This window comes from Flavobacterium sp. (assembly GCF_044368625.1).
In the GTDB taxonomy this organism is placed as follows: domain Bacteria; phylum Bacteroidota; class Bacteroidia; order Flavobacteriales; family Flavobacteriaceae; genus Flavobacterium.
In genome coordinates this window covers 1-16976 of record NZ_JBIPPD010000051.1, presented here as the reverse complement: position 1 = coordinate 16976, position 16976 = coordinate 1, and the positions used below count along the sequence as shown (strand labels likewise).

The 16976-nt window shown below is 37.5% G+C and carries 13 protein-coding genes; 2 read left to right on the top strand and 11 right to left on the bottom strand.

Translation table 11 applies throughout. The features are described from left to right. On the bottom strand, positions 1–418 hold a 418-nt coding region (locus ACIQ2X_RS05985), incomplete at its 3' end, for a polyprenyl synthetase family protein (RefSeq protein ID WP_396178014.1). A 424-nt stretch (positions 419–842) separates the two neighbouring features. On the opposite strand from ACIQ2X_RS05985, the gene ACIQ2X_RS05980 reads away from it, so the two are divergent. Then, a complete protein-coding gene (locus tag ACIQ2X_RS05980; protein ID WP_396178013.1) occupies positions 843–1589 on the top strand; it encodes an MlaE family ABC transporter permease in 747 nt (248 codons plus the stop codon). After that, positions 1589–2362, top strand: a complete 774-nt coding sequence (locus tag ACIQ2X_RS05975) for an ABC transporter ATP-binding protein (protein WP_396178012.1) — start codon at positions 1589–1591, stop codon at positions 2360–2362. Before ACIQ2X_RS05980 ends, ACIQ2X_RS05975 begins: the two co-directional genes overlap by 1 nt. Here the strand turns inward: ACIQ2X_RS05975 and ACIQ2X_RS05970 are convergent. From ACIQ2X_RS05970 to porU, 10 genes are all read right to left on the bottom strand, one after another. Then, positions 2357–5551, bottom strand: coding sequence for a gliding motility-associated C-terminal domain-containing protein (locus tag ACIQ2X_RS05970; RefSeq protein ID WP_396178010.1), 3195 nt, complete (start codon positions 5549–5551; stop codon positions 2357–2359). The genes ACIQ2X_RS05975 and ACIQ2X_RS05970 overlap by 6 nt on opposite strands. 263 nt (positions 5552–5814) lie before the next feature. Further along, on the bottom strand, positions 5815–6870 hold the full coding sequence (locus tag ACIQ2X_RS05965) for a mannose-1-phosphate guanylyltransferase (protein WP_396178009.1): 1056 nt from the start codon (positions 6868–6870) through the stop codon (positions 5815–5817). 83 nt (positions 6871–6953) lie between these two features. Further along, entirely contained in the window at positions 6954–7553 is a 600-nt protein-coding gene (locus tag ACIQ2X_RS05960; RefSeq protein ID WP_396178008.1) for a SprT-like domain-containing protein, read from the bottom strand. 13 nt (positions 7554–7566) lie between these two features. Next, the gene (locus tag ACIQ2X_RS05955) at positions 7567–8244 is read right to left on the bottom strand and encodes an SDR family NAD(P)-dependent oxidoreductase (protein ID WP_396178007.1); all 678 of its coding nucleotides are present in this window, start codon (positions 8242–8244) and stop codon (positions 7567–7569) included. 261 nt (positions 8245–8505) lie between these two features. After that, positions 8506–9474 carry a M20/M25/M40 family metallo-hydrolase gene (locus ACIQ2X_RS05950; RefSeq protein WP_396178006.1) on the bottom strand — a complete coding sequence of 323 codons (969 nt, stop codon included), beginning with the start codon at positions 9472–9474 and terminating at the stop codon, positions 8506–8508. Positions 9475–9564: 90 nt separating this feature from the next. Next, positions 9565–11247: a pyruvate dehydrogenase complex dihydrolipoamide acetyltransferase gene (locus ACIQ2X_RS05945; RefSeq protein WP_396178005.1), complete on the bottom strand. Its 1683-nt coding sequence runs from the start codon at positions 11245–11247 to the stop codon at positions 9565–9567. Between the two features lie 5 nt (positions 11248–11252). Continuing rightward, a complete protein-coding gene (gene pdhA / locus ACIQ2X_RS05940; protein ID WP_396178004.1) occupies positions 11253–12251 on the bottom strand; it encodes a pyruvate dehydrogenase (acetyl-transferring) E1 component subunit alpha in 999 nt (332 codons plus the stop codon). A 149-nt stretch (positions 12252–12400) separates the two neighbouring features. Then, a complete protein-coding gene (cdd, locus tag ACIQ2X_RS05935; protein ID WP_396178015.1) occupies positions 12401–12883 on the bottom strand; it encodes a cytidine deaminase in 483 nt (160 codons plus the stop codon). A 90-nt stretch (positions 12884–12973) separates the two neighbouring features. Further along, on the bottom strand, positions 12974–14149 hold the full coding sequence (porV, locus tag ACIQ2X_RS05930; protein WP_396178003.1) for a type IX secretion system outer membrane channel protein PorV: 1176 nt from the start codon (positions 14147–14149) through the stop codon (positions 12974–12976). A gap of 42 nt (positions 14150–14191) precedes the next feature. Continuing rightward, positions 14192–16976, bottom strand: a 2785-nt coding sequence (gene porU, locus ACIQ2X_RS05925; RefSeq protein WP_396178002.1) for a type IX secretion system sortase PorU, incomplete at its 5' end; no start/stop codon positions are given.

The following is a 16976-nucleotide window of genomic DNA, read 5'->3' as shown; positions in this document are numbered from 1 at the left end:
CAGAAATGATTTGAAGCAAATCAAAATCGCCGTTGTCAATGGAAAGAAGTAATCCTTTTGAAAGTAAATAATCGCCTACCAAAACGGCAATTTTGTTTTTCCACAAAGCGTTTATGGAAAAAAAACCACGCCTTTGGTTACTGTCGTCCACCACGTCGTCATGAACCAATGTTGCTGTATGAATCAGTTCAATAACCGAAGCTCCCCGATAGGTGCGTTCGTTTACGGATCCGCCAGAAATCATTTTGGCGGTTAGAAAAACAAACATCGGACGCATTTGTTTTCCTTTTCGGTTAACGATGTAATACGTAATCCGGTTGAGCAAAGCCACTTTTGAGGTCATCGCATCGTGGAACTTTGATTCAAAAAGTTCCATTTCAGAAAGTATGGGCTGCTTTATTTGCTCGGTGATTTTCATTCCCTGCAAATTTACAGAATTCTATGGTTAATGTATGTGAAACTTAGTTTAAAAAAGGCTGAAAAGTGATATTTGTTTTGGGTAGGGTTGCTGCAGTAATTGGAATTATACTGAAGCGAATTGTGTATTTGATAAAAGGAAAGTCTTTGGTACAAAAATGATGAAGTTATAATTAAAGTTAATTTGAGTTGAAATTCTGGCTCGCGTTAAGAATTACTTCACACAACATTTATTTTAAGCAACGTTCTGTGAACTTCGTTTGCAGTGGAAATCCTGTCATTTCAAGAAACAAGGCAATGACAGATTGTAACGGAAGGCCGGTCCCGATAGCTATCGGGGTTACGGAGGAGAACGCCCAAAAAAAATTAGAATTTCATAAGACATAAGTCGGAAGTTCTTTATAAATTAGCCTTTATTTAAAAATATGATGTTAGTTCGCTATTTATCGCAAATTGGGAGGTATTTCCTAATGTGGAAAGAAATTTTCAGAAAACCAACCAAATGGAAGGTAATGAAAGGGTTGTTGATTAAAGAAATTGACGATTTAATTATTGGTTCGTTGGGGATTGTAGCTTTCATATCCTTTTTTGTAGGCGGTGTTGTGGCGATTCAAACGGCTTTGAACTTAACTAATCCATTGATTCCAAAATCCTTGATTGGATTTGCCACGCGGCAATCCGTACTGTTAGAATTTGCACCTACCTTTATTTCGGTAGTTATGGCCGGAAAAATGGGTTCGTTTATTACTTCAAGTATAGGAACAATGCGGGTTACTGAACAAATAGATGCTTTGGAAGTGATGGGTGTAAATGCGGTAAATTATTTGGTTTTTCCAAAGTTGATGGCGCTTTTATTGTATCCTTTTGTTATTGGAATTTCGATGTTTTTAGGGATGCTAGGCGGCTGGATGGCGGGTGTTTACGGTGGTTTTACCAGCAGTGATAACTTTATAATTGGGTTGCAAACGGATTTTGTACCCTTTCACATTGCCTATGCATTTATCAAAACATTCCTTTTCGCCTTGCTTTTGGCTACAATTCCTTCGTTTCACGGTTTTTATATGAAAGGTGGCGCGCTTGAAGTGGGTAAAGCGAGTACAGTAGCGTTTGTTTGGACATCGGTTTCGATCATTTTAGTAAATTATATTATCACCCAATTACTTTTAACCTAATGATAGAAATTAAAAATTTAGAAAAATCTTTTGGCAATAATAAAGTTTTAAAAGGCATTTCTTCTGTTTTTGAAACGGGAAAAACAAATTTAATCATTGGTCAGAGTGGTTCCGGAAAAACGGTTTTGCTAAAATCACTTTTAGGCATTCACATTCCGGACAACGGTACAATTGAGTTTGATGGCCGAAATTACTTCAATCTTTCTAGAGACGAAAAGCGCGAACTGCGAACCGAAATTGGAATGGTTTTTCAGGGAAGTGCTTTGTTTGATTCAATGACTGTGGCCGAAAATGTGGCTTTCCCTTTGAAAATGTTTACAAAAAACAACCGTTCAGAAATCAACGATCGTGTTGATTTTGTGCTAAAACGAGTAAATTTGATTGACGCTCATCACAAGTTACCTTCGGAAATTTCGGGCGGAATGCAAAAACGTGTCGCCATTGCAAGAGCCATTGTAAATAAACCTAAATATTTATTTTGCGACGAACCCAACTCGGGTTTGGATCCCAATACTTCCACATTGATTGATAATTTGATCAAAGAGATCACAGAGGAATATGATATCACGACCGTGATCAATACGCATGATATGAATTCGGTAATGGAAATTGGAGAAAATATTCTTTTTTTAAAAAATGGTTTAAAAGCGTGGCAGGGCAACAAGGACGAAATGTTTGTTACTGAAAACGAAGCGGTTGTAGATTTTGTTTATTCTTCAAACTTATTTAAAAAAGTGCGAGAAGCTTATTTAAAAGACTTGAACAAATCATAAGTCCTGACGAATAACGAATACCCATCCCACTAATTCTTCACCAGCTTCTGTTGTGATGTGGTAAAAATACGTTGCCGCTGGAAGTTTTCGGTCTTTAAAATCCTGACCGTGCCATTGATTGGTGTAATTCAACTGTTCATAAACTATATTGCCGTAACGCGAATACACAATTAATTTTTTTACCTTAAAACCCGTTAAATCAAAACTGTCGTTTGAGCCATCGCCATTGGGTGAAATGCCTTTTGGAATTTTACAAACCGTTCCTTTTACTTCGTGTGTTAAAACGATTGAACAGCCGACATTGTTGGTAATGGTTACTGTATAAATTCCCGACTCTTTGCCCAGAATTGAAGTCGGATTTGAGCTTCCTACATTACCCGATGGACTGTTCCAAGAGTAGGAATAATCGCCCGGATTTACAACAGAATCAGTCGGTTCTGCATACAATTGATAATCCGAATTATCGTTGATACAGTTACCAGCTATTTTAAAATCAGGCACATTATTTAGTGCTACTACAACAGGAATAGGTTCTGACTCACAAATGCCGTTGCTTATGGTTAAAAAGTAAGTACCTTCGCTTATGGAAGACGCATTTTCTATAATTGGATTTTGTTGTGTTGACATAAAATTATTGGGACCTTCCCACGAATAGGTAGCGTTTTCAACAAAACCAGTAGTAAACTCGATAGTTTCTCCAAAACAAATTGCCGCATTGACATTTGCCGAAAGGCTATCTGGAATTGAGTCAATTGAAATTTGAACAAGGGCAAAATCAACAGCTCCACATAATCCGGTAACGGTATATTTGAAGTTAAAAATTCCTTGGTTTATTGTTGTTGAGTTCCAACTCGAACCATTAAGTAATCCGCTGTTTGTTAGTTCTTCCCATACGCCGTTTTGATTTGGATTTCCTTCTAAAATAGTATTCAAATTTAAAATCCCGGGACTTCCGCAAAAAGCCAATGTAGAATTTTCGCCTGCATTCATGATAAAATCAACACTGTTGATAAAATAATCCAATTGGGTATCAATGCAGGAATTTGCCGAACCCGCATAAAAAATCCGTACGTGGTACATCCCAGAGTCCGTTAAGGGATTAAAATTTGACAAATTTAAACTGTTGGTCGTACTTAAAATAGTGGCATTGTCGTTTCCCTTCCACCATTGGTAACTTAAATAATCAAATTGGGCTACTGATAAAGTTGCATTTTGTTGAGGACATAAGTCAGATGCTATCACTGAGAAAGTCTGTATGCTTCCTACTTCAAAATCCGCCGATAAAATATTGTTGCAACTGTCTTGCACTTGAAAGGTATAAATTCCTGCTTCTAAATTAGAAAAAAGCGCACTGGTAGCATTATCAATTAGAATGGGCACTCCGTTTTTAGCTATAATTTTATAATTCAAATTGCCCACTCCCTCGGCATCCACGAATACGTCGAAACCATCAGCATCACAAGAAAAACTATAAACTGCATTGATGTTTGGCACAGAAAAAAAATCAAATTCGTTAATGATCAATACGCAATTTACACTCGGACCGCCATTTCCATAAATAAAGTTTTTTCCAATTACTCTAAACTGCCCCGAACTTGCAATATTGTAGGTTATCGCGTTATTACCCAATACCAAATTGGCGCCTACAAGACCCGTTATGGGGTGTCCCCAATAATTTCCATTCGGAAAATATTTCTCCAAATGATAGGTCATGGCTACAAAAGGTATGGTTGCGTGATTTAAAAACAAATCAAAAGAGCCGCAATTTTCGAATACATTCACCGTTTTTACCTCAGCATAACTTTGAATCGTTGCGGTCAAATTTACTGTTGTACCGCATTCGTCTACTACGGAAAAAACATATTGCCCAGCGGGTAAGTTGTTCATATTAACTGACTGTGGCGTTCCAAAAAGAAGCGATGAAACGTCCATCGGTAAAATAAAACCTGCATTTATTGGAGCTTGAATCAATTGGGCAGATGCAATATCGACTTGACTTGAAATTTTTACAGATCCAAAACCATTTTCACAACCCAAGCGAACCGCAATAGATGGTGGAGCGATGGGTGAAGAGGCAACTGTTAATGTCAAGGTACTCACTACCCCACATAAACTTGTAACCTGCAACACATAGGTACCCGGTGGAAAATTGATGAGCGGATACTCATTTCCTCCAGAGCTAGGTACTGTGTAAGGCAAAGGTGTAGTGTAAGCCGCCGGAGCACTAATTACAATTACATTATTTGCTTTTTGAACTTTATAATTATTGATCCCGCAACCGTTGGGTATTACAGCTAAATTTGGTGCCGTGGGGGGAATAGAAAGCGAACCCGAACTATTGAAAGTCGTGCCGCAACCATCTACTAACGATAAGGAATACGTAAGTGATTGGCCAATTGTTACTGGAATATTTTGAGCGATTGTTACAAAATTAAGGTTGCCACTTGTTATGGTTTGGCTGACCGTAGTAGTAGCTCCATTGGGTAACGTAACCGTGTATTGAAGAACAAGCGGATAGAAAATTACTCCAGCTCCAGATGTAATTGTCTGGTTGATGACGGCATTTTCGCAATCGATGATATCAATGGTACTTACAGGAGAAACGTTTATTGTACTTGGAGATTCAAATAAAGTATAGGTTTGAACAATTCCGTTTCCACAATTGTCATAAACGCGAACCAAATAAACACCTGCTGATAAACCCGTAAAAATGGGTGAAAGCTGCAAGGGTTTCAAAATGGGACCCGCAATAATTTCATAGTTCACGGCTTGACCTTGGGTAACATTAACGGTAATTTGACCGTTATTGATACAAACAGCGTTTTGTCCATCCAGTTGGTACTGTAAAGGGACAACCTGATCTAAAATGGTAACGGTTTGCTGTTGCGAATTGCTTTGGTCAAGTAAATTTTGTGTTGCAACAATCAAATAACTTCCAGAATTTAGTCCCGTATAATTATTTTGTGTAGTAACGGTAAGGGGATTGACCGTATTGGGAAGCAAAAAAATAGAATAGGTAATTTGCGAACCAGCCGTTGCATTTTGTACCGAAAAACTCAAAGTTCCGTTCGCTTCGCAAGTTTCATTTGTTTTTGTGACTGAAAAAGTAAATGCAGCCAATTGTCCTTGAGCCAATGTGCAGTAAAACATAAAAAATAAAATACCGACTTTTTTGAATAAAGTTTTCATTGTAAATTTAAGTATTTTGAGATTTATGTATTTTGGAAAAATAACTTTATTTGGCTTAGTTCTATTCTTATATTATTTACGCATTAGGGCTTAAAGCGGAAATCCCTTTTTGTAGCTTTTTTGCCATAAAAATTCCTTCCCTAAAATATAATTTAAATTGGTGTTGCATAAACTTTGTTGAAACAGCCTCTCGATAAAAACCGGGATAAGCAAAACTCCCAAATAAAGAAACTTTAAATACTGATAATTGGAGAATGCAGCCCTTATTTTACTTTCTCAATGAGCGATTTAATTTCTTGCTCTTTGGATTTTGGATAAATGAGTAACACATCGTTATGGTCTACAATTATAAAATCGTTTAAGCCATCAACAATGATTAATTTTTTAGCATTGCTTCGGATAATGTTATTTGAAGCGTTTTCAATAATCACTTTTGAGTTGATTATTGCATTTTCATTAACATCTTTTGGCAACTTATCATAAAGTGACCCCCAAGTTCCTAAATCGTTCCAATCAAATCTAGCGGGTAAAACAAACACATTTTCCGCGTGTTCCATTACGGCATAATCGATAGAAATATTTTCGGCTAAAGCATAGTTTTGGGTAATAAACTCACTTTCAGCTTGGGTATTATATGTTGGAATACCTTCTGAAAACAAAGCCAATAACTGCGGTTGAAAACGTTCGAAAGCCTGTAAGACCGACTGAACACTCCAAATAAAAATACCGCCATTCCATAAAAAATTACCACTTTCAAGAAACTTTTTTGCAGTCTCGTAATCTGGTTTTTCTCTAAATTGCTGTACTTTTTTTATTTGGTTCTTGTCTTCTTTATTAAACTCAATATACCCAAAGCCTGTATTTGGAAATGTAGGTTGAATACCTAATGTCATTAAAGCATCGTTCTTTTCGCAAAAATCAAAAGCAGTTTGTAAATCTTCTATAAAAGCCGTTTCATTTTCAATCCAATGGTCACTTGGCGCTACCACCATCATTGCATTTGGATTTAATTTTTGGATTTTTAAAGTTGCGTATAAAATACAAGGCGCGGTGTTTCGCATTGCTGGTTCAAGCAAAATTTGGTTGGGATGCACCTTTGGCAATTGTTCCAAAACCAAATCGTTATATCGTTCATTGGTTAAAATCAAAATATTTTCTGGCGGAATTAATTGTTCCAATCTAGAAAATGTTTTTTGGAGTAGCGTTACGCCACAGCCCAACATGTCGTGAAATTGTTTTGGGAACTCAGCGGTACTCACTGGCCAAAAACGAGAGCCAACACCTCCCGCCATAACTATCGCATAATAATTATTGTTCATCCTAAAATATTAAAGTTAAATTCTCTAAAATTGATAAATTCTGTATTGCAACAAAGCAAATATAAGTAATCTTTATGTTAAAATTATGGTTTTAGCAATTCGACTTCTGCATTTGGATTGAACAAAAATATTCTACCCGAAGTAACTTCGGTACACTCATATCGTTTTACTCTAAGATTTCCTTTTTTGAAAACTTTGCCATTATGAATTCTAAAAACACTTCCAATTGGAATATCAAAAACAAAATTTTTATCGTTCGGTTTGTCAAAATACTTTAAGGCAAGGGCCAGTCGAGCGTCCGTATCGCTGCTTGCCGTTGGATTTTTAAAATGCTTTGCTAAAAGTGGCAACAGTTGATTCGGAAAAATTTCTGGACGAATAAAGGGTATCATCAACCGCTGAAAACAATATTTCCATTCCTGACCGTGTGGTTTTATAGTGCGACCAAATTTTTCAAAAGCCACTAAATGCGCAATTTCGTGCACCAATGTAATCAGAAACTTGTAAGCATTTAAATTCGCATTGACGGTAATTTCGTGTTTTCCAGATACCGCACGGCGGTAATCCCCATGTCGGGTTACACGTTCATTCACAATTTTAAGATGCACGTGATTTTGCACAATCAACTCAAAAACAGGAGCTACCGCGTGTTCCGGAATGTATTTAGCCAAAGTTTCATTCATCTTGCAGTCTTTTTTAAGGCGTAGAACTCGATACCTGAAGCACTTTTCCATTAAAAAACTGATTGCCTTTTATCGAAAAATCCATAATGTACTCGGCCATTTGCCCCGCCGAAAGTGGTGCTTGATATCCTGGAAAAGCTTCGGCTAACATCTCCGTTTGTACCGAACCCAAAGCCAACACGTTAAACGAAATGCCCTGCATTTTATATTCTTCCGAAAGTAATTCTGCCAAAGTGATCACCGCTCCTTTACTGGAACTGTATGCTGAAAGTCCGGCGAATTTCATACTTCCCTGAATGCCGCCCATCGAACTAATTGTCACGACATGACTGCCCGATTTTAAATAGGGTAACGCAATTTGCGTTAAAGCAACCACGCCAAAAACGTTTACTTCGTAAATTTTTCTAAAGTCGGCAACGCTCGTTTCAGTAAAAGGTTTTAGTAAAATTGCACCCGCATTATGAATAACGATATCCACCTGTTTCCAAGTTGAAGTCAAAAACTGTTCTATATTTTTCAACTCCTCCGCATCCGATAAATCGACTGATAAACACGTTACATTTTCGTGTTTGGCTAAGACAGAACAGATCTTTCTAGAAATCGCCAACACTTGGTGGCCCTCATTAGCAAATTTCAGGGCGAGTTCGTTACCAATTCCCCTACTTGTTCCTGTAATAATTACGTTTTTCATTTGTATTTTTTTTAAGCACGTCTATTCGCTTTCTTTAATCGATGTTCCCGCTATCATCCCGTCTCTCCCGATAAAAAATCGGGAGGATACTCCTTTCTATCGGGGCTATTCTAAAATCTTTCGGCTTCTCCCGAAACTTCGGGATTATCTCTTGGACTACAAAAATTTCAAATCTTTATTCCGTACCGTTTTTTCTAATATATCTGTCCATTCCCGCTATCTGCTCCAAGCTCTGCTTTTTGGGAGGGACTGTGAAAGGCCTTACTTCAAAACAATCTCCCTTGCATCGGTATTCGTCATTTTTTCTACAGCCGGTAAAATATCTTGGATGAAACGTGTCATGTGAGTGATATCCATAACTTCAAATTCGTCTTTTACGTGGTGGTAATAATCGAAATTGGTAAAATCAAAAGTACAAACCGTCTGGCAAGGCACATTGAATTCTTTGAAAAACGGAAAATTATCCGAACGACTAAATAATTGGTATTGAAACTCCATTGGCAAATAGCCCACTAATTTTTTCCCCGCATAGTCATTTATCTTCGAAGCCATATTCGACTTGCTAAAACCCGTGATGTAAGCTGTATAATCGGCTTTCATCGGAACTCCAATCATTTCAAAATTAAGCATAGTGTATAAATTAAAGTTGTCCTTTTTTAACATTTTAGCCAAATGAAACGAGCCTAACAAACCCGTTTCTTCTGCAGCAAAAAAGGCGATTAAAATACTTCTTTTATTTGTTTTATTTGCTCCAAAATACTTTGCTATTTCTGCCACAGCTGTAACTCCAGAAGCATCGTCGTTTGCGCCATTATTGATAAAATCGCCGTCTTCGCTCGTTTCTGTAACGCCAATGTGATCGTAATGGGCTCCTAAAATCACAAATTCGTCTTTTAAAGCAGGATCGCTTCCTTCGATAACTCCAACAATATTAAAAGCGGTATTGGCCTCATCAAAATTAGACAACGTATCTCTATACGATTGAAAATAAGGCTTTACATTATATTTTTTCAGCAAATCTGCAAGATAATCGGCTGCTTTGATTCCGCCTTCGGTACCCGATTCACGGCCTTGCATAGCATCTGCCGAAAGTGTTTTAAGCGTTTCGCTCACACTGGACTCATCTACTTTATAGGAAAAAGATTGATCAATGTTGTTAACATCCGTCGCAACAGAAGTAGATTTACAACCAATAAATACGAAAACAACTAAAAAATAAAAATACCGCATACTATGTATAATTTTGAATGCTAAAATAGACAAAAAATCCCGTCTCGTAATACAACAAGACGGGATTTATATGGTATATTCAGTAGCAAATTATGCTAACATCGTCACAGGATTTTCGATATAATTTTTTAATGTTTGCAAAAATTGAGCACCCGTTGCGCCATCAACTGTTCTGTGATCGCAGGCCAATGTGAGCATCATGGTATTTCCAACTACAATTTGTCCGTTTTTTACAACTGGTTTTTCTACAATTGCTCCAACCGACAAAATAGCCGAATTGGGTTGGTTGATAATTGAAGTGAATTCTGTGATTCCAAACATTCCTAAATTAGAAACGGTAAATGTACTTCCTTCCATTTCGGCGGGTTGCAATTTTTTATTTTTAGCTCTTCCGGCCAAATCTTTTACGCTTCCGCCAATTTGAGTTAAACTCATCAAATCGGTAAATTTCAATACAGGAACTACAAGTCCATCCTCAACAGCTACCGCAACACCGATATTAACGTGGTGGTTGATGATTGTTGCATCCTCTTTCCACTGCGAATTCACTTTTGGATGTTTTTTTAACGCCATTGCCGAGGCTTTGATTACTAAATCGTTAAACGAAACTTTAGTATCAGGTAAAGAATTGATAATTCCTCTCGATTCCATCGCTGCATCCATACTTACCTCAATTTTAAGGTAATAATGAGGAGCTGTAAATTTAGATTCGGATAAACGTTTTGCAATTACTTTACGCATTTGCGAATTCTTGACTTCTTCGATAGAAACTTCTCCCGATGGAGCTATCACTTTTAGAGCAGGTGCTTCCGCTTTTGCTTCTGAAGGTGCTACTGCCGCTTTTGCTTCTTGCTTAACAGGTGTAAATTGTTCCACATCACTTTTTACAATGCGTCCGTTTTCACCAGAACCTTTAACATCACTCAAATTAATCCCTTTGTCTTCGGCAATCTTTTTTGCCAAAGGCGAAGCAAAAATGCGGTTGTTTGATGTTTTATCATTTGAAATAGCTTCGGCTGGTTCGGCATTTTCAACTTTAGCTTCTGCAGTTTGCTCTTTTTCTGTATCCGATTTCGAATTTTCAGTAGCTTTCGAGCCTCCATTAGAAAAACCATCTGCAACACCCGAAATATCCGTTCCTTCCGGACCGATAATCGCCAAAAGACTGTCAACTGGAGCCGTTTCGCCTTCTTTAATACCTATCGCTAATAAAGTTCCAGCATTAAAAGACTCAAACTCCATCGTTGCTTTATCCGTTTCGATTTCAGCAAGAATATCGCCTTCACTTACTTTGTCGCCCACTTTCTTTAACCAAGTTGCTACAGTTCCATCGGTCATCGTATCGCTTAAACGAGGCATCGTTACAACCACAACTCCTTTTGGTAACTCAGTTGATTTGGATTCAGGCTTTTGTTTTTCGTTTGTTTCTTCTACTTTCTCAACATCAGAAGATTCCACTTTTGTGTTGTTTTCTTCTTTAGCTTCCGTTTTAGAATCCGAAGATTTTCCTTCTAATAGTTCCGAAATATCTTCACCTTCTTTACCAATAATTGCCAAAAGCGAATCTACTGGTGCGGTTTCTCCTTCGGGAATACCGATATGTAATAAGGTTCCGGAGTTGAAAGATTCAAACTCCATTGTTGCTTTGTCGGTTTCAATTTCGGCTAAAATATCGCCTTCGCTAATTTTGTCGCCCACTTTTTTTAGCCAAGTAGCCACAGTTCCTTCGGTCATTGTATCGCTTAGGCGAGGCATTGTTATTACTGTTGCCATATTGATTATAATTTATGAGGGATGAAAGGATAATCTTTTTGTTCGTAAACTACATCGTATAATTGTTGAATTTCAGGGAAATCAGAATCTTCCGCAAAAGTTGCACATTCTTCGACTAATTCTTTTACACGTTCATCAATTTCTTCAATTTCTGCTTCAGTAGCATACTTATTTTCTTTGATGATGTCTAAAACTTGCGTGATTGGGTCAATCTTTTTATATTCTTCAACCTCGTCTTTGGTACGGTACAATTGAGCATCTGACATTGAGTGTCCTCTATAACGATAGGTTTTCATTTCTAAAAATGTAGGTCCATCACCACGTCTTGCGCGATCAATTGCTTCGTGCATTGCCTCGGCAACTTTTACTGGATTCATTCCATCCACTGGGCCACAAGGCATTTCGTACCCAAGACCTAACTTCCAAATATCTGAGTGGTTGGCGGTTCTTTCAACCGAAGTTCCCATCGCATATCCATTGTTTTCCACTATAAAAACTACGGGGAGTTTCCACAACATTGCCATATTAAATGCTTCATGAAGTGACCCTTGACGAGCAGCTCCATCACCAAAATAGGTTAATGTAACACCGTCTCTGCCAAAATATTTATCTGCAAAAGCAATTCCGGCACCTACAGGAATTTGAGCTCCTACGATTCCGTGACCGCCATAAAATCCTTTTTCTTTAGAGAAAATGTGCATCGAACCGCCCATTCCTTTGGAGGTTCCTGTTTTTTTTCCTAACAATTCTGCCATTACTTTTCGAGGATCAACACCCATACCAATTGGCTGAACGTGATTTCGGTAAGCAGTAATCATTTTGTCTTTACTCAAATCCATTGCATGCAATGCACCTGCCAAAACCGCTTCTTGACCATTATATAAGTGAAGAAATCCTCTAACTTTTTGCTGAATATAAAGTGCAGCCAATTTATCCTCAAACTTTCTCCAAAACAGCATTTCTTCATACCATTTTAAATAAACTTCTCTTGTAATTTCTTTCATGTGAATTTAACTTTTGCTAATTATTGCTGTGATTTTCTTCAACTACTTCGTTATAGTTTCCTCACACTTATTTGTCCCGAAGTATTTGCACGCAAAAATAAGACATTCCGACTAAGAAGTAAAATTAATGTATGCCTTTTTGGTTTTTTTTATAAGAACTTTTTATCAAACATAAACGGCAACAGGTTTCTGAGTGAATCCGATTGATAAACCGGGCCGCTTTCACCCATAAAAAAAATTTCAATTGGCGTTTCTTGTTTGATCTCGTATTCTGCAATCGATTGTCTGCAAGAGCCGCATGGCGGAATTGGTTCAGTTACAGGCTTTTCATCAGCTGTAGCTGAAATTGCCATTTTTACAATTTTGGCCTCCGGAAAAATACTCCCTGCCTGAAAAATAGCAACTCGTTCAGCACAAAGTCCTGAAGGATAGGCTGCATTTTCTTGATTGGAACCCAAAACAATTTGACCGTTGTCCAATAAAATCGCACATCCCACCCGAAACTTGGAGTAAGGAGCATATGCATTTTTCCGAATTGCAATTGCTTGATTCATCAAATCGTGCAGTTCTTTAGGTAAGCTTTCTTTGGTTTCAAAAACAGTAAAGGTAGTAGTTAAGGTTATCTTCTTCATCATTATAGCAACTTAAATCGTTAGGTATTAAGGAAAAAAAATCCAAATTTCAGGTAAGAAATTTGGATTGGAAAAATGTTATATTTTTAACTAGTATTCGTCGTATTTGTCGCCGAAACTAAACGATAGTGAAAAACGTAATGTATTTTCTAATGGGCTTCGGACTTGTGAGGTTGAAAACAAATAGGAAACGTCAATTTTCACGACATTGTATTTGAAACCAGCACCTAAAGAGAAAAACTTTCGTGCTCCTTTTTCGGGATTTTCATGAAAATAACCTGCTCGAAGCGCAAATGAGTCTTGATACAAATATTCGGTACCTATGGAATAGGTTATTTCTTGTAACTCTTCGCTAAATCCGCCGGGTGCATCACTAAAAGATTGAAAAATTCCAGGTACCCAACCAATTCTTCTGTAGGTATCATTGGTTTGATTGCGTTCTTCTGAGGTAATTGTTCCATCACCGTCCAAATCCGGATTTTGAGGCGTTGGTACTAATAATTTTGTTGCCTCTAAGTTTACCGAAACTTTATTATAATCGTCTAAAATAAAATCAAAACCTGTTCCTAAACGTAAATTGGCAGGGATAAAATTTGAACTCAATTCGTCGTTATCATAACTTATTTTAGGTCCAACATTTTGAATATTGAAACCTGCTCTCCAACGACCATTGAAATTATCGTAAGCAATTTCTTCTGATTGATAAAAACCAGCTACATCTACTGCAAACGTACTGGCAGGTTTCGCATCACTTTGATCGCTGGCAATTCGCAGGGACGAACGGATATAACGCCCGGCAACCGACATCGAGAAGCGTTCGCTCAATTTAAGTGCATACGAACCATCAAGAGCAAACTCATTTGGATTAACGGAATTTAGCACCTCATCGGGATCATCTGTTTGGCGCAAATCGATGTTTCCTAAACCAAAAAATCGCAAACTTCCTGCGAAAGCACTTTTTTCGCTGATACGATTGAAATATGTTGCCTGAGCTAACGAAATATCGTTTACAAGGTTGATTAAATACGGAGTATAACTGATTGAAAAACCTTGTTTATCTAACGAAAAGGCATATTTTGCTGGATTGTATTGTTGCGAATAGGCGTCTGTAGAAGTTGCCACACCTTGATCGGCCATACCTGCAGATCGCGCATCGGCGGCAACCATTAAAAAAGGAACACCAACACCCACAACTTTACTGTATTCTTGAGCCCAAGAATGTTGTATAAAAAATAAACCGATGATTATTACTAAACTTTTATTCATTCTGCGTTTTTAAAAAAATAATTAAACAAATATAATATATTATTAAAGGATTACAAGTTTCTCAAACTTTTCCGTCTTATTATTTGTCGTCGTGGATCGCACGGTCAATTTGTAGATATAAACTCCCTTTCCAATTTTGTCTCCAAAATCATCTCGTCCATCCCAAGTTATTTCTCTAGACAAAAATCCGTCGGTATTGATTAATTGGTTTTTTGTCCAAACCACTTTTCCGGTAACAGTCATTACTTGCACTTGAACATCCAAAGGCTCAAAAGGTCGATTGTGTGTGAACCAAAATTGTGTATAACTCACAAATGGGTTGGGATAATTGAGTACATTCGTTAATGTCAATGTTTCATCCCCCACAACTACAAATTGAATTTCTGCTGAAATCGGATTGTTGTACACATCCCAAGCCTTGAAAGTCAAGGTATGCAAGCCTTTCTCAAGATTTCTGAACGGAAATTTCACGCGTCCTTTTTTGTAATTATCCAGTTCGGTTTCGTAATAATCTGTGACTATAAATGGATTGCTTTCGTCTCCGTCCAAAATAGCAATCATGTCGTGACCAATTCCGCTTGCTGTGTTCATTCCGTTTTCATCTTCCATTATGGCCAGTAAAATAGGAGATTCATTTGTAATTCCGCCTGAAACAAACGACTCATCATTCATGTACAATTTCAAAGTAGGAGGTGTATTATCTACTGCTGCATTTTCATTAATTCCACCGACTTTGATATCGGTGTTGACTCCCGTTTTATCCAAAAGTTGGTTGGTTTTATTGGCATAAAAACTCATTCTTCCGTTTCCTAGAGGTATGCGAATATCACGCGGCACTACAAAATTAAACTCAAAATTACCATTTGAAACACTGGCATTTCCTCTGAAAATAGTTTCTCCTAAGGCGACAAAAGGCAATGTGGAAGCGGTTGTATAGGGATTGTCATTTACCATCGCGTCTACAAAATCATTTCTCAAGGTGTTTTGCAAAATATTTTTATCAAAAATTGTTACCGCAAGGACTCCATTATAATCGGTTAACAATGTATTGTTTTCGTCTACCACTTGGCCTGCAACTTTCATCACACCCAAAGATTTAAAATCGTCAATTGTCCCTGTAATAGGCATATCATTAACTTCCGTTAAAATTACTTTTGGTCTCGCAATCGCCAACATTAATGCCGGATCTCCAACATAAACTACGACATTACTGTTCTGTTGGTTTTTTGCTAATCGTAAAGCTTCTGCTATTGAAACATACGGACTGCCATCAAAGGCAAATAAATATTTGGCTAAAATTGGGTTAAACACTTGTGCTTCTCCCTGACCAATAGATCGAACCGTAGTAATCATTGAAATTGCTCCACCAGTCGGATTGAGATAGGTAATTTCGCCACCGGTTTGCTTATATGGATTGTCAAATCGGGAAAAATCGCACGTAATGGTAATGAAAAGCGGATATTTGTATCTATTATTCAAATTTTCACCATCCTCTTTTTCCCAAATTCGTTCGTCTGCCAAGCCGTCTTCGCCGCCGTGACCTAAATAATTGAAGACCAAAGCTCCTTTTTCAAAAGCTTCAAAAATATCCGTACGAGCTTTAGGATAACGCGCTCCGCCGGCTGCCACTTCTTGAACGTAAGAATCTAAAAGAATTTTATTTATATTGAAAAATGGTTTTTGAGCGCCAATTTGGTCGCCCAATTTATTTTGAAAAAACTGCAGTTGCGTGTCGCCTGGTTTTTCTGAACTTGGATCGTCACCAATAAAGATTAAGTTATTTCGCCAATTTCCATACGATTTCGGATCGTGGTATTCTATGATTTTGTTGACCATTTCGTCGGCTTCTTTTGCATTTGATGCAATAATCCGCCCGACGGCGATATCAAGACCACTACCGTTTGAATTGGCTCCTTCATTCAAATCCATCAAACCAAAAAAATCGTCAGAACAAAAAGAAGCAGGCCCAGTACTTCTGCTTTCCAAGGCTTGGAAAATGGGAACTACGTTGGTATTGTTTGGAATTCTGTTTTTAAAATCGAAAGAAGCGCTTCCAAATAAATTTACATATTTCACTTGATTCGCAGGTGTTGAGGCATTGTTATACACATATTTCACAAAATTTCGAATCGCTCCAATGTCTTGTTTACCCGAACAAAACTCGGTGTAAATATTTTCTAAATGAACGACTTTGACATTCATTCCAGAATTGTTTCGATGAAAATTCGCAAGTTTTTCTGCGGCCGAATTCAAAAACTTTGGCGTAACGATGAGGTAATCGATATCCTGAAATTGACCTTGAGCATTTTTAAAAATAGTACCCTTTAGGTTTTGATTTACTACTTTAGCATTCGATTCTTTTAAAGGCGAAAAATAATCTTGAGCATCAACCGCTATGTACTTTCGAACTTCGCCCAAAGCCGCTTTAAATGAAAAATTAGATTGATTTCCATCAGCAACTTTTGTAACATTATATATATCAGTAATGTCCCAAACTTGGGAAATAGATGTAGCATTTGAAAATTGGTACTCGCCAAAACCCATCATTGTTGCGGCTTCGTTGAGTTGAAATGGGTATTGCTTGCCAAAACCCGTCAAATTACACTTCCCACTTACAATTATAAAATCCAAATAAGCCTTGGCACTTGGCACTCCGTTGTTATTATAATTCAACTGAACCGCAATATTAGCGGCAGATGAAACCGAAAAAACACTTGAATTCTCTACAAAACCAACTCCTGCGGCAGCTCCAATACCGGCAAATGCTAAATTACCTGCATCTGTACCGTTCACTTTTACATTCAAAACGGAACTATTGAGCGAATTT

Coding starts and splice junctions, on each gene's coding strand:
- ACIQ2X_RS05945 (WP_396178005.1), bottom strand. CDS start 11,247: ATGGCAACAGTAATAACAATGCCTCGCCTAAGCGATACAATGACCGAA.
- cdd (WP_396178015.1), bottom strand. CDS start 12,883: ATGAAGAAGATAACCTTAACTACTACCTTTACTGTTTTTGAAACCAAA.
- ACIQ2X_RS05965 (WP_396178009.1), bottom strand. CDS start 6,870: ATGAACAATAATTATTATGCGATAGTTATGGCGGGAGGTGTTGGCTCT.
- ACIQ2X_RS05980 (WP_396178013.1), top strand. CDS start 843: ATGATGTTAGTTCGCTATTTATCGCAAATTGGGAGGTATTTCCTAATG.
- pdhA (WP_396178004.1), bottom strand. CDS start 12,251: ATGAAAGAAATTACAAGAGAAGTTTATTTAAAATGGTATGAAGAAATG.
- ACIQ2X_RS05975 (WP_396178012.1), top strand. CDS start 1,589: ATGATAGAAATTAAAAATTTAGAAAAATCTTTTGGCAATAATAAAGTT.
- ACIQ2X_RS05970 (WP_396178010.1), bottom strand. CDS start 5,551: ATGAAAACTTTATTCAAAAAAGTCGGTATTTTATTTTTTATGTTTTAC.
- ACIQ2X_RS05955 (WP_396178007.1), bottom strand. CDS start 8,244: ATGAAAAACGTAATTATTACAGGAACAAGTAGGGGAATTGGTAACGAA.
- ACIQ2X_RS05960 (WP_396178008.1), bottom strand. CDS start 7,553: ATGAATGAAACTTTGGCTAAATACATTCCGGAACACGCGGTAGCTCCT.
- ACIQ2X_RS05950 (WP_396178006.1), bottom strand. CDS start 9,474: ATGCGGTATTTTTATTTTTTAGTTGTTTTCGTATTTATTGGTTGTAAA.
- porV (WP_396178003.1), bottom strand. CDS start 14,149: ATGAATAAAAGTTTAGTAATAATCATCGGTTTATTTTTTATACAACAT.